This window comes from Streptomyces sp. NBC_01471 (assembly GCF_041438865.1).
Lineage (GTDB): Bacteria > Actinomycetota > Actinomycetes > Streptomycetales > Streptomycetaceae > Streptomyces.
Map to the genome: position 1 here is coordinate 3,047,243 of NZ_CP109450.1, position 12,266 is coordinate 3,059,508.

The window sequence follows — 12,266 nt, forward strand, 5'->3', positions numbered from 1 at the left end:
GGGGGAAAGCGGCTACCGGTGCGGCGGGTCCGTACGGCAGGATCCTGGGATGGAGCGAGTACGTGACATCCGGCTGCTGCCCAAGGCCCATCTGCACCTGCACTTCACCGGTTCGATGCGGCCCACGACGCTGCTGGAGCTGGCGGGCAGATACGGCGTGCATCTGCCGGAGGCGCTGACCGGTGGTGAACCGCCGAAGCTGCGGGCCACCGACGAGCGGGGCTGGTTCCGTTTCCAGCGGCTGTACGACATCGCGCGGTCCTGTCTGCGCACCCCCGAGGACATCCAGCGACTGGTGCGCGAGGCCGCCCAGGAGGATGTCGCGGACGGCTCGGGGTGGCTGGAGATCCAGGTCGACCCCACCTCGTACGCGCCGTTCCTCGGCGGGCTGATCCCCGCGCTGGAGGTCATCCTGGACGCGGTGGACGCCGCCTCGCGGGACACCGGGCTCGGCATACGCGTGGTGGTCGCGGCGAACCGGATGAAGCACCCGCTGGACGCGCGGACGCTCGCACGCCTGGCGGTGCGGTACGCGGACCGGGGGGTGATCGGCTTCGGGCTCTCCAACGACGAACGCCGCGGCATGGCACGGGACTTCGACCGGGCGTTCGCCATCGCCAGGGAGGGCGGACTGCTGGCCGCGCCGCACGGCGGGGAGCTCAGCGGCCCCTCGTCGGTGCGGGACTGCCTGGACGATCTGCACGCGGCGCGGATCGGGCACGGGGTGCGGGCCGCCGAGGACCCGCTGCTGCTGAAGCGGCTGGCCGAGCGCGGCGTGACCTGCGAGGTCTGCCCGGCGTCGAATGTGGCCCTCGGCGTCTATGAGAAGGCCGAGGACGTACCCCTGCGAAAGCTGTTCGACGCCGGGGTGCCGATGGCGCTCGGCGCGGACGACCCGCTGCTGTTCGGGTCACGGCTGGCGGCCCAGTACGAGCTGGCCCGGGCCCAGGGGTTCAGCGACACCGAACTGGCCGAGCTGGCACGGCAGTCGGTGCGCGGTTCGGCGGCGCCCGACGACGTACGGCGGAAGCTGCTCTCGGGCATCGACGACTGGCTCACCGGCTGATCCCTCGCATCACCCCCCGCAGGAGCGTGCGAGCGAGCGCGGCGGCGAACGCGTCGAGCGGCTGCGGGGGCCTGCCGTCCTCGGTCATGTCGTACGCGAACGCGCGCTGCGCGCAGGCGCCGAGGAGCAGTGAGGCGGCGGCGCAGGTGTCGGCATCCGCGTCGATCCGCCCCGCGTCCCGCTCGGCGCGCAGATAGGCGTCGACGCCGCGGATGGGCATGTGGGGGCCGGTGCCGAGTTCGCGCATGGCCGCTTCGTGGCGCCGCTTGAGCGGGGGGTCGGCGTAGAGCGAGGCGGCGATCGGGAAGCTCTGCTCGTAGAAGAGGGCGGCTCGGCGGGCAATCTCGGTGAGGTTCTCCTCGACGCTGTGCCGCTGTGGTTCTTCGGTCAGTTCGTGCAGCAGCGGGGTCAGCCTGGGCAGCCGTTCCCTGAGAACGGTCACGAACAGCTCTTCCTTGCTCGCGAAGTGCTTGTAGAGCGCCGCTTCCGAACAGCCGGCCGCCCTGGCGATCTCCTTGGTGGTGGTCCGGGCCAGGCCGATGGTCAGCATGAGGCTGTGTGCGGCGTCGACGATCCGGCCGCGGGCCGGCTTCTGCTGCACGGGTGGCTGCACGGGTGGCTGCACGGGTGCTCCTACCAGGCTTGACGGAGAGGTGAGTGACTGCTCACCCTAGGGGTGAGTGAATACTTACCCACCCGAAGACCCACCGACTTACCCACCTGGAGGGTGTGCGATGAGGCTCACAGTGTTCGGAGCGACCGGCGGTATCGGCGGACAGATCGTCCGGCAGGCACTGGATGCGGGCCACGAGGTCACGGCCGTGGTCCGCGATCCGGCACGGCTCACGGCGACCGGGGCGGGGCTCGAAGTGGTCCGCTCGGACCTCGGCGACCCGGAGCCGCTGCGGGCGGCGGTCGCCGGGCGGGACGCGGTGCTCTCCGGACTGGGCGCGCGCGGCCGCAAGGACGCGGGCATCACCCAGGTGCTGACCCGGCCGGTGCTCGCGGCCATGGAGGCGGAGGGCGTACGGCGGCTGCTGGTGGTGAGCGCGGCGCCGCTGGCGCCGCCCGGGAACCAGTCGCTCGCGGACCGCGCCGCGCTCGGTGCGATCGGCGTGATCCTCAAGGCGGTCTACGAGGATCTGCGGGTCATGGAGGCCGAGGTCGCGCGCAGTGCCACGGACTGGACGGCGGTCCGGCCGCCGAAGCTGACGGACAAGCCGGTGACCGGCACCTACCGGACCGTCGTCGGAGGCAGTCCGCGCGGCGGCCGGAGCATCGCGCGCGCCGATGTGGCGCACGCGATGCTGGCGATGATCGACGACCCCGCGACGGTGAAGCAGGGGGTCGGAGTCGCGTACTGACCGGGATGTACGGGGACGAACGGGGATTTACGGGGTGGGACCTGCGGGTCAAGCAAGGCGTCCGGCGTCGCCGGTCACAGGCTGACGCCGATCGTCACCGGCTCGTTGACCAGCGTCACGCCGAACGCCTCGTGCACACCCGCGACGACCTCGCGGGCGAGCGCGAGCAGGTCTTCGGTGGTGGCCCGGCCCCGGTTGGTCAGGGCCAGCGTGTGCTTGGTGGAGATGCGGGCCGGGCCCGTTCCGTACCCCTTGGTGAAGCCCGCCCGGTCGATCAGCCAGGCCGCCGACGTCTTGGTCAGCCCCTCCCCCGCCGGGAACGCGGGCGGCGCGGTCTCCGCCCCGAGCCGCTCCCGGGCCCGGGCCAGGAACGCGGCGAACTGCGCGTCGTCCAGGATCGGATTGGTGAAGAACGACCCGGCCGACCAGGTGTCGTGGTCTTCGGCGTCCAGCACCATCCCCTTGCCGGCGCGCAGCTTCAGCACGGTCTCGCGGACCGTCGCCGCCGGTACGCGGTCACCCGCCTCCACACCGAGGACGCGGGCCGTCTCCGGATACTTGACCGGTGCCGAGAGGCCGCCCGCGTCTTCGAGCTGGAAACGCACCCGCAGCACCACGTAGCGGTCGGGTTCGGACTTGAAGTGGCTGTGCCGGTACGAGAAACGACACTCGGCGTTCGAGAGGGTGACCGTCTCCCCCGTGGCCCGGTCGTACGCGACGACCTCGGTGAGGGTCGATGAGACCTCCTGGCCGTACGCCCCCACGTTCTGGATCGGGGTGGCACCGGCGGATCCGGGGATCCCGGCCAGGCATTCGATGCCCGCGAGTCCGGCCTCGACGGTACGGGCCACCGCGTCGCTCCACACCTCACCGGCCGCGAGTTCGAGTGCCGTACCGGAGAGCGTGAACCCGCGTGTCGCGATCCGCAGGGCAGTGCCGGCGAACCCCTTGTCGCCGATGACCAGATTGGAGCCGCCGCCGATGACGAGCAGCGGGGTGCCGCTCGCGTCGGCCTCCCGGACGGCCGCGATCACGTCGGCGTCGGTCTCCGCCGTGATCAGGCGGGCCGCGGGGCCGCCGAGGCGGAAGGTGGTCAGGGGGGCGAGTGGGGCTTCAAGGAGTTCCTGCACGGGCCAAGCGTACGAGAACGGCTCCACCGGTCGGGCGGGGCCGTTCCCGTATGGAAGATCCGGGGTGGCCCAGGAGATCCGGGGTGGCTCAGGCGGAGACCATCTCGCGGTCCGGCTCGGCCTCCGGCGCCGTGGCCGCGACCGCGACCGCGACGGCACCGATCCACAGCGCGGGGACGGTGCCGTACGGCCGCCGCGCCTCAGGCGAGGCGGACCACCGCGCGGGACATGCCCAGGACCTTCCTGCCGTCGCTCGTCGCCGTGAGATCCACCCGTACCGTTCGGTCCTCGGGCTCGCCGACGACCGCTCCGACCTTGGCGCTGACCTCGATCAGCGCCCCGTCGGCGTCGTTCGGGACGACGACCGGCTTGGTGAACCGGACGCCGTACTCCACGACCGCACCCGGATCCCCGACCCAGTCGGTCACCACCCGGATCGCCTCGGCCATGGTGAACATCCCGTGCGCGATGACGTCGGGCAGCCCGACCTCCCTCGCGAACTTCTCGTTCCAGTGGATCGGGTTGAAGTCGCCGGACGCACCCGCGTACTGGACCAGCGTCGCCCGCGACACCGGGAAGGACTGCGCCGGCAGCTCCGTGCCGACCTCGACGCTCCCGTAGGAGATCTTCGCTGTCACCGTCACGCCTCCCCGGCCGCGCGCGCGACCAGCTTCGTCCACGCCGTCACGACATGCTCGCCGGACTCGTCGTGGACCTCACCGCGAATATCGATGATGTCGTTCCCGGCGAGGGACTTGATCGCCTCGATGGTCGAGGTGACCGTCAGCCGGTCCCCCGCCCGGACCGGTCGGCGGTAGACGAACTTCTGGTCCCCGTGCACCACCCGCGTGTAGTCGAGGCCCAGCTGCGGATCCTGGACGACGACGTCCGCGGCCTTGAAAGTGATCGAGAAGACGAACGTCGGCGGGGCAATGACGTCGGCGTGCCCGAGCGCCTTCGCCGCGTCCGCATCCGTGTACGCGGGATTCGCGTCACCCACCGCTTCGGCGAACTCGCGGATCTTCTCCCGGCCCACCTCGTACGGCTCGGAGGGCGGATAGGTCCGCCCCACGAAGGACTGGTCGAGCGCCATGGCTCACTACCTCCTGGTGGAGTGCCGAGAATCAGAAAGAATCACAATAACCACGAGCGACCGCAGAAATGACGCGAGGCCGCCCCCCGGTAGGGGGACGACCTCGTGCCTGTGCCTGTGGAGCGCTGCCCTTGTGGAAAGGACAGTCTTGGTTCAGCGGGTTTCGCGGTGCGCGGTGTGCGAGTTGCAGCGCGGGCAGTGCTTCTTCATCTCAAGACGGTCCGGGTCGTTACGCCGGTTCTTCTTGGTGATGTAGTTCCGCTCCTTGCACTCCACGCAGGCCAGCGTGATCTTCGGGCGGACGTCGGTGGCAGCCACGTGAGTGCTCCTTGGACGGATGGACGGATGAACGCATAAAAGAGTAGCCGATCGAAGGAACGAGCCCACCATCGGCTACCGTGTGTAGCGGTGACCGGACTTGAACCGGTGACACAGCGATTATGAGCCGCTTGCTCTACCGACTGAGCTACACCGCTTTGCTACGGAATCCCTCACCCGAAGGTGAGGGCTCCCGCACCAGAGCCCCAATACGGAATCGAACCGTAGACCTTCTCCTTACCATGGAGACGCTCTACCGACTGAGCTATTGGGGCGAGCGATGAAGACATTACACGGTCCTTCGCCGTCGCCCAAATCCTTAGGAAGCCCCCTCTCCGCCCCTCTCCCCGCCCCCCTTCTCCCCCGCGTCACCCCGGCTCGCGCCCGGCTCCCACCAGCCCCTCCCATCCCCATTCGGCCCACGGCGGCCATCGGCCACAGGAGTCACTCCCAGTACGACTAATCCGCCCCTCCTCGAAGCGGGACCGGCCTTCCCCATAGGCTCGCTTCACGCTGTGTGACCTCGTACGTCACGCCCGGCCCAGCACCCAGGAGCGCGATGCCCGACAGCCAGCCGCGGCCTCCCGAAGGAGCCACCGCAGACTCCACCGCGCTCCTCCTCCGCGGGGCCCGGCTGGCCGACGGCCGCACCGTGGACGTCAGCATCAGCGGCGGGCACATCGAAGCCGTGGGCACCGCCGGGAGCCTCACCGCACCCGGCTCCCGCACGTCCGCCTCCCGGATCGAACTCGACGGTTACCTGCTGCTCCCCGCCCCCGCCGAGCCGCACGCCCACAGCGACACCGCGCTCACCGCCGACGCCGGGCCGGGGCCGGGCCCCGCCACCAGCGGCTCCGCCCCCGACATCCAGCGCCGCGCCACCGAAGCCGCCCTCCTCCAGCTCGGACACGGCGCCACCGCCCTGCGCTCACACATCCGCATCGGCGACGTCCGGGGCCTGGGCGCCATGGAGGCCGTACTCCAGGCCCGGCGGTCCCTGCGCGGGCTCACCGACCTCACCACCGTCGCCGTACCCCGGCTGCTCACCGGCGTCGCAGGCGCCGACGGCCTCGCCATGCTGCGCGACGCCGTGAAGATGGGCGCCACCGTCGTCGGCGGCTGCCCGGACCTCGACCCCGACCCCACGGGATACACCCAGGCCGTCCTCGAAGTCGCCGCCGAACACGGCTGCGCCGTCGATCTGCACACCGAGGGTGACGATCCCGCCCGGCTCGCCAGGCTCGCCGCCATGTCCGGCGGGCTGCGCCCCGGCGTCGCCATCGGCCCCTGCGGCGGGCTCTCCCGGCTCCCGCACGACACGGCGGTCCGCGCCGCGGGCCGGCTGGCCGCCGCGGGCGTCACCGTGATCTGCCAGCCCCAGGGCGGCTGCGGTGGCGTCGAGAGCCGCGGGACCGCCCCGGTACGGCTGCTCCGCTCGGCCGGAGTACGCGTCGCCGCGGGCAGCGGCGCCCTGCGCGACCTGGCCAACCCGGTCGGCCGCGGAGACCCACTGGAAGCCGCGTACCTGCTCGCGTCACAGAGCGGCCTGCGGCCCAACGACGCGTACAGCGCGGTCAGTTCGGCGCCGCGCGAGGCCATGGGCCTCCCCGAGGTCCGGGTGGAGGCGGGCTTCCCCGCCGAGCTCCTCGCCGTACGCGGGGACCAGCTCTCCGCGGTGCTCTCCCTCGCGTACAGCAGGATCGTCATCCACCGCGGGCGGATCGTCGCGCGGACCAACGCGGTACGCGAGTACTGCGACTCGGCCGCCCCCGGCGCGCTCGAACTGCCGCGGCAGGGACGGGCCGACGCCGGGCCCTGAGTACCGGACCCGGCGTTCGCCGGACCGCCTGTTGAACACACAACGACCCGGCTCCGGATGCCGCGCCCACCGGTACCCGGGCCCGGCCCGGGACCTCCGCGCGGCACCGCCCTCCCCCGGCGCGGCCATTCCTGAGCGCGCGGGGCCGCCGGAGCGTACCGTCGGAAACATGCGCATTGTCATCGCAGGTGGACACGGTCAGATCGCGCTGCGGCTGGAGCGGCTGCTCGCCGCGCGCGGGGACGAGGTCGCGGGCATCATCCGCGCCGCAGGACAGGCCGACGACCTGAGATCCGCGGGCGCCGAGCCGATCGTCCTCGACCTGGAATCGGCCACCGTGGAGCAGGTCGCCCAAGCCCTGTCGGGCGCGGACGCAGTGGTCTTCGCGGCGGGTGCGGGCCCCGGCAGCACCGTCGAACGCAAGGACAGCGTGGACCGCGACGGGGCGGTCAAACTCGCGGACGCGGCCGAACAGGCCGGCGTACGCCGTTACCTCATCGTCTCGTCCATGGGCGCCGACACCACCCACCAGGGCGACGGGGTCTTCGACGCCTACCTCCGGGCCAAGGGCGCGGCGGACGAGGCCGTGAGGGCCCGCCGCACCCTCGACTGGACGGTGCTGCGCCCCGGCGCGCTGACCGACGACGCGGGCACCGGACACGTGCTCCTGAAGGCCGGGACCGGCCGCGGCCGGATCCCGCGCGACGACGTGGCCGCGGTGCTCGCGGAGCTGATCGAGACGCCGGCGACCGCGGGCCTGACCCTGGAGCTGATCGGCGGACCGGTGCCGGTGTCGGTCGCCGTGAAGGATGTGGCGGGCAACTGATGCAGAACCCACCCGTGGCCGCCGAACGGGCGGCGCAGCCGTACGTGGCGATCCGGGAGACCGTCACCATGGACACGTTCCCGGTGATCGCCGACCGGCTGGCGGAGGTGCTCGGCTGGCTGGCGGAGCGCGGGACCGAACCGGCGGGGGCGCCCTTCTTCCGGTACGACGTCATCGACATGGAACGCGGCATGGAGGTCGAGGCGGGCGTGCCGGTGGCGCGGCCGCCGCGGGGCGCGGATGTCGACGAGGCGGAAGCCGACACGGGTGAGGTCTTCACCGGCACCCTGCCCGCCGGGCGGTACCTGACGGTCACCCACATCGGGCACCCGGACGAGCTGTTGGGGGTCACCGCGGGCCTTCTGGAGTGGGCGGCGGCGCGCGGCATGGAGTGGGACATGGAGAAGGCCGACGTCGTCGAGGAGTGGGGCTGTCGGCTGGAGATCTACAGGACGGACCCGCGGGAGGAGCCGGACATGTCCAAGTGGGAGACGGAACTGGCGTTCCGGCTCGCGGACCCCGGCTCACAACGGTAGGGGCCGGCGCTCACAGCGATAGGGGTCGGCGGGGCGGCACAGCGGGCCGGAAAACCAGAAAGCCTCTGACCAGAAATGCTGGTCAGAGGCTGATTCCAGTGGCGGCGCCAGGGTTCGAACCTGGGTAGGCTGAGCCGGCAGATTTACAGTCTGCTCCCTTTGGCCACTCGGGCACACCGCCGGGGTTTTGCCGCTACGGAACCGCGTACTGCGGGACTCCGTGGCAACGACGTAAACGATACCTGATGACACGGGGTGCTTCGCCACCCGATTGACCAGGGACGGGCGGGGGCGGCCGCGGCAGAGCCTTTAGGCTTGCGCGCAACAGGCCGGGACACCGGCCGTCCCCCTCAGCACACCCGATACAAGGAGCCACAGGACATGGCCGACTCCAGTTTCGACATCGTCTCGAAGGTCGAGCGGCAAGAGGTCGACAACGCCCTCAACCAGGCCGCCAAGGAGATCTCGCAGCGTTACGACTTCAAGAACGTCGGCGCCTCCATCGACTGGTCCGGCGAGAAGATCCTGATGCAGGCGAACACCGAGGAGCGGGTCACCGCGATCCTCGACGTCTTCCAGACCAAGCTGATCAAGCGCGGGATCTCGCTCAAGGCGCTGGACGCGGGCGAGCCGCAGCTGTCCGGCAAGGAGTACAAGATCTTCGCCTCCATCGAGGAGGGCATCTCGCAGGACAACGCCAAGAAGGTCGCGAAGGTCATCCGCGACGAGGGCCCCAAGGGCGTCAAGGCGCAGGTCCAGGGCGAGGAACTGCGCGTCAGCTCCAAGAGCCGGGACGACCTGCAGGCCGTGCAGGCGCTGGTGAAGGGCAAGGACTTCGACTTCGCGCTGCAGTTTGTGAACTACCGCTGAAGTGTGTGAACCACCGCTGATTTCCCGCTCCCCCGGCGGGCCGCCGGTGACGGGTGGCGTCGCGTTGACGTGTGACGTCCGGAATCCGCCGGTCCAGATGGTTCGGGGAGCGCAGACTCGCGGGTGTCCCGGTGGAACGGCCACCGGGACGCTGCGGGGAAGGGAGCGGCCGATGCGTTGCCACGGCCGGAGCGACCGGGCGGGCGCCGCCCTGTGACCGGGTTGTTCCCGCGGGACCGGGTGGAAGTCGCCCCCGGCGCGGTGCATGTCCCGGAGTGGCTGTCGGTGGAGCGCCGGCGGGAGCTGGTCGCGGCCTGCCGGGAGTGGGCGCGGGGGCCGGTGCCGCTGCGGCACACGCGGTTGCCGGGCGGGGGCGTGATGTCCGTACGGACGGTGTGTCTGGGGTGGCACTGGCAGCCGTACCGGTATGCGCGTACCGCCGACGATGTGAACGGTGCGCGGGTGGCGGAACTCCCCGCCTGGCTCGCGGAGTTGGGGCGGTCCGCGGTGGCGGAGGCGTACGGGGACGCCGGGGGCTCCGGAAGTGCCGGTGCGGTGTACTCGCCCGACGCGGCGCTGGTGAACTTCTACGACGGTGACGCGCGGATGGGCATGCACCAGGACAAGGAGGAGCGGTGCGCCGCTCCGGTGGTGTCACTGAGCCTGGGCGATACCTGCGTCTTCCGTTTCGGGAACCCGGAGGGACGGGGGCGGCCCTATACGGATGTGCGGTTGGCGTGTGGGGATCTGTTCGTCTTCGGAGGACCTTCGCGGTTCGCGTACCACGGTGTCCCGAAGGTCCTTCCGGGGACGGCTGATCCGGCGGTGGGGCTGCTGGGCGGGCGGCTGAACATCACGCTGCGGGAGACGGGGCTCGGTCAGCGGCGTGAGCGGGAGTTGCCGAACAGCAGCCGGTAGATGACCAGCAGGACGAGGGCGCCCGCGATGGCGGAGATCCAGGTCGCGCCGTCGTAGAAGTGCTTCGCCACGGGGTGGTTGAAGAAGTGGGAGGCGCCCCATCCGCCGATGAACGCTCCCACGATGCCTATGAGGGTGGTGCCGATGAGGCCGCCCGGATCACGCCCGGGGAGCAGGATCTTGGCGATGGCCCCTGCGAGCAGTCCGAGGATGATCCAACTGATGATTCCCATGAGCAGAGCCTGCCTTACGTTCGGTGTCTTAAACAGGGACGCCGAGGCGGCACGGCTGGTTGCGTCGCTGGTCGCAGTGGTGCCCGGCCCGGATCGGTGGTCCGGCCGGGCGGCGTGAGGTGGTGTCCGGTCCGGCTCAGCGGGCCGCGAAGGGCTGGTCCGTGGGGACGATCTCCTTGCCCAGGGGCATCAGCGAGACGGGGATCAGCTTGAAGTTCGCGATGCCGAGCGGGATGCCGATGATGGTGACGCACAGCGCGATGCCGGTGAAGATGTGGCCGAGTGCGAGCCACCAGCCGGCGAGGACCAGCCACAGGACGTTGCCCACGCAGGAGGGGGCTCCGGCGTCGGAGCGGTCCACCGCCATGTGGCCGAAGGGCCAGAGCGCGTACACACCGATGCGGAACGCGGCGATCCCGAAGGGGATGCCGATGATGGTGATGCAGAGCAGCGCGCCCGCGAGGAGGTAGCCGAGGAACATCCAGAAGCCGCAGAGGATGAGCCAGATGACGTTGAGGATGGTCTTCATGTCCGGGGGCCTGCCATCTGTTCGAGTCGGGAGATGCGCTCCGCCATGGGCGGGTGTGTGGAGAACATCTTGGACAGTCCCTGACCGGGACGGAAAGGGTTCGCGATCATCATGTGACTCGCGGTCTCGATCCGGGGCTCGGGGGGCAGCGGCAGCTGTTTCGTACCGGCTTCGAGCTTGCGCAGGGCGCCTGCGAGGGCGAGCGGGTCGCCGGTGAGCTGGGCGCCCGACGCGTCGGCCTCGTACTCGCGTGAGCGGCTGACGGCCATGTGGATGAGGGACGCGGCCAGCGGGCCCAGGATCATGATCAACAGCATACCGATGAGGCCGGGGCCCTCGTCGTCGTCGGAGCGGCCGACGGGGATCAGCCAGGCGAAGTTGACCAGGAACATGACGACGGAGGCAAGGGCCCCGGCGACCGAGGAGATCAGGATGTCGCGGTTGTAGACATGGCTGAGCTCGTGGCCGAGGACTCCGCGCAGTTCGCGTTCGTCGAGGATCTGCAGGATGCCCTCGGTGCAGCAGACGGCGGCGTTGCGCGGGTTGCGGCCGGTGGCGAAGGCGTTCGGCGCCTGGGTCGGCGAGATGTAGAGCCGGGGCATGGGCTGGCGGGCCGCGGTGGAGAGCTCCCGCACGATGCGGTAGAGCGCCGGGGCCTCGAATTCGCTGACGGGCCGGGCCCGCATGGCGCGCAGGGCCAGCTTGTCGCTGTTCCAGTACGCGTACGCGTTGGTGCCGAGCGCGACGACGAGCGCGACGATCAGGCCCGTACGGCCGAAGAAGCTGCCGATGACGATGAGGAGGGCTGACAGCCCCCCGAGGAGGACGGCGGTCCTCAGCCCGTTGTGCCGGCGGTGCACGGTACGCCCTCCAAGTCGTGCGGCAGGGGAACCTTCGCTCAGTGACTCAGTCCACCGTCCAGTGGACCCTCCCTCACTGGTCAACGCCAGGCGAGGGAGGCTAGTTCCCTTGTGCGCGCGGCCCGTGCTGTGCGCCGTACGGGTGGGTCAGCCCTGTGCGGGGACCTTCGCCAGCTCCACGGCCTCCGGCAGGGGCTCGATCTGGCTGGTGCAGTGGGCGCAGCGGGAGGCGATGGCCGGGATCTCGGTGTAGCAGTACGGGCAGTCGCGGAGGGCCGCCTTGATGTCGATCGGCTTGTCGGAGGTGAAGCGGGACTGGATCTTGGCCAGCGGGACCACGACGCAGAAGTAGAGGACCGCGGCGGTCACGAGGAACGCGACTCCGGCGTTGATCAGGAGGCCGTAGCGGAAGTGCGCGCCGTCGACGGTGAACTCGGCCTTGCTGAAGTCGCCCATGGCGGAGCTGGTGGCGAGGCCGATGAGTGGGGTGATGAAGGCGGTGCTGAGCGCGGTGACGACCGCCGTGAAGGCGGATCCGACGGCGAGGCCGATGGCCAGTGAGATGACGTTCCCGCGGAGGATGAAGTCTTTGAACCCGCTCAGCACCGCTTGCTCCTTGTTCCGTAGTCCCTGCGCACTGCTCTCCGGCGGGCCCTTCGGCGCTGCTCGTCGGCGTCGTACTGGCTCTGCCTCGGGGCGTGCGC

General features: G+C 70.7%; 16 protein-coding genes and 3 tRNA genes. 7 read left to right on the forward strand and 12 right to left on the reverse strand.

All coding sequences use genetic code 11. From position 1 onward, the window contains the following. Positions 1–49 precede the first annotated feature (49 nt). A complete protein-coding gene (locus OG285_RS13160; protein ID WP_356828866.1) occupies positions 50–1,066 on the forward strand; it encodes an adenosine deaminase in 1,017 nt (338 codons plus the stop codon). On the opposite strand, the gene OG285_RS13165 is transcribed toward OG285_RS13160, so the two are convergent. After that, positions 1,056–1,667: a TetR/AcrR family transcriptional regulator gene (locus tag OG285_RS13165; RefSeq protein WP_371793522.1), complete on the reverse strand. Its 612-nt coding sequence runs from the start codon at positions 1,665–1,667 to the stop codon at positions 1,056–1,058. The two genes, OG285_RS13160 and OG285_RS13165, sit on opposite strands and share 11 nt — an antisense overlap. A 133-nt stretch (positions 1,668–1,800) precedes the next feature. Here OG285_RS13165 and OG285_RS13170 point away from each other — a divergent pair, with 133 nt between their 5' ends. Further along, entirely contained in the window at positions 1,801–2,430 is a 630-nt protein-coding gene (locus OG285_RS13170) for an NAD(P)H-binding protein (RefSeq protein WP_356828870.1), read from the forward strand. A gap of 74 nt (positions 2,431–2,504) precedes the next feature. Here OG285_RS13170 and OG285_RS13175 read toward each other — a convergent pair whose 3' ends face one another. The 6 genes from OG285_RS13175 to OG285_RS13200 form a co-directional block, all read right to left on the reverse strand. After that, positions 2,505–3,560 (reverse strand): UDP-N-acetylmuramate dehydrogenase, encoded by a 1,056-nt coding sequence (locus OG285_RS13175; RefSeq protein ID WP_371791032.1) that lies wholly within the window; start codon positions 3,558–3,560, stop codon positions 2,505–2,507. A 200-nt stretch (positions 3,561–3,760) separates the two neighbouring features. Beyond that, positions 3,761–4,198: a MaoC family dehydratase gene (locus OG285_RS13180; protein ID WP_356828874.1), complete on the reverse strand. Its 438-nt coding sequence runs from the start codon at positions 4,196–4,198 to the stop codon at positions 3,761–3,763. Positions 4,199–4,200: 2 nt separating this feature from the next. Continuing rightward, complete coding sequence (locus tag OG285_RS13185; RefSeq protein WP_356828876.1) at positions 4,201–4,653, reverse strand: MaoC family dehydratase N-terminal domain-containing protein; 453 nt, start codon at positions 4,651–4,653, stop codon at positions 4,201–4,203. A gap of 153 nt (positions 4,654–4,806) precedes the next feature. Next, positions 4,807–4,971, reverse strand: coding sequence for a 50S ribosomal protein L33 (gene rpmG, locus OG285_RS13190; protein WP_006604855.1), 165 nt, complete (start codon positions 4,969–4,971; stop codon positions 4,807–4,809). An 85-nt stretch (positions 4,972–5,056) separates the two neighbouring features. Continuing rightward, positions 5,057–5,129, reverse strand: a tRNA-Met gene (locus tag OG285_RS13195). A 44-nt stretch (positions 5,130–5,173) separates the two neighbouring features. Continuing rightward, positions 5,174–5,246, reverse strand: a tRNA-Thr gene (locus OG285_RS13200). Positions 5,247–5,530: 284 nt separating this feature from the next. Between OG285_RS13200 and OG285_RS13205 the strand changes: the two genes are divergently transcribed. From OG285_RS13205 to OG285_RS13215, 3 genes are all read left to right on the forward strand, one after another. Beyond that, positions 5,531–6,790 carry an amidohydrolase family protein gene (locus OG285_RS13205; RefSeq protein ID WP_371791033.1) on the forward strand — a complete coding sequence of 420 codons (1,260 nt, stop codon included), beginning with the start codon at positions 5,531–5,533 and terminating at the stop codon, positions 6,788–6,790. A gap of 169 nt (positions 6,791–6,959) precedes the next feature. Then, the gene (locus OG285_RS13210; protein WP_371791034.1) at positions 6,960–7,616 is read left to right on the forward strand and encodes an SDR family oxidoreductase; all 657 of its coding nucleotides are present in this window, start codon (positions 6,960–6,962) and stop codon (positions 7,614–7,616) included. After that, positions 7,616–8,152, forward strand: a complete 537-nt coding sequence (locus OG285_RS13215) for a GyrI-like domain-containing protein (protein ID WP_371791035.1) — start codon at positions 7,616–7,618, stop codon at positions 8,150–8,152. The genes OG285_RS13210 and OG285_RS13215 overlap by 1 nt, the downstream gene beginning before the upstream one ends. Before the next feature lie 99 nt (positions 8,153–8,251). On the opposite strand, the gene OG285_RS13220 is transcribed toward OG285_RS13215, so the two are convergent. Beyond that, a tRNA-Tyr gene (locus OG285_RS13220) sits at positions 8,252–8,333 on the reverse strand. Positions 8,334–8,533: 200 nt separating this feature from the next. Here OG285_RS13220 and OG285_RS13225 point away from each other — a divergent pair. Next, complete coding sequence (locus tag OG285_RS13225) at positions 8,534–9,022, forward strand: YajQ family cyclic di-GMP-binding protein (RefSeq protein WP_266854321.1); 489 nt, start codon at positions 8,534–8,536, stop codon at positions 9,020–9,022. Between the two features lie 213 nt (positions 9,023–9,235). Further along, positions 9,236–9,940, forward strand: coding sequence for an alpha-ketoglutarate-dependent dioxygenase AlkB (locus OG285_RS13230; protein ID WP_356828885.1), 705 nt, complete (start codon positions 9,236–9,238; stop codon positions 9,938–9,940). Here the strand turns inward: OG285_RS13230 and OG285_RS13235 are convergent. From OG285_RS13235 to OG285_RS13250, 4 genes are all read right to left on the reverse strand, one after another. Beyond that, the gene (locus tag OG285_RS13235; protein WP_356828887.1) at positions 9,901–10,173 is read right to left on the reverse strand and encodes a GlsB/YeaQ/YmgE family stress response membrane protein; all 273 of its coding nucleotides are present in this window, start codon (positions 10,171–10,173) and stop codon (positions 9,901–9,903) included. The genes OG285_RS13230 and OG285_RS13235 overlap by 40 nt on opposite strands. A gap of 136 nt (positions 10,174–10,309) precedes the next feature. Further along, positions 10,310–10,702, reverse strand: coding sequence for a YccF domain-containing protein (locus OG285_RS13240; RefSeq protein ID WP_356828889.1), 393 nt, complete (start codon positions 10,700–10,702; stop codon positions 10,310–10,312). Then, positions 10,699–11,562 carry a zinc metalloprotease HtpX gene (gene htpX, locus OG285_RS13245; protein WP_356828891.1) on the reverse strand — a complete coding sequence of 288 codons (864 nt, stop codon included), beginning with the start codon at positions 11,560–11,562 and terminating at the stop codon, positions 10,699–10,701. The genes OG285_RS13240 and htpX overlap by 4 nt, the downstream gene beginning before the upstream one ends. A 147-nt stretch (positions 11,563–11,709) precedes the next feature. Continuing rightward, complete coding sequence (locus tag OG285_RS13250; RefSeq protein ID WP_356828893.1) at positions 11,710–12,168, reverse strand: MscL family protein; 459 nt, start codon at positions 12,166–12,168, stop codon at positions 11,710–11,712. Between the last annotated feature and the right edge of the window lie 98 nt (positions 12,169–12,266).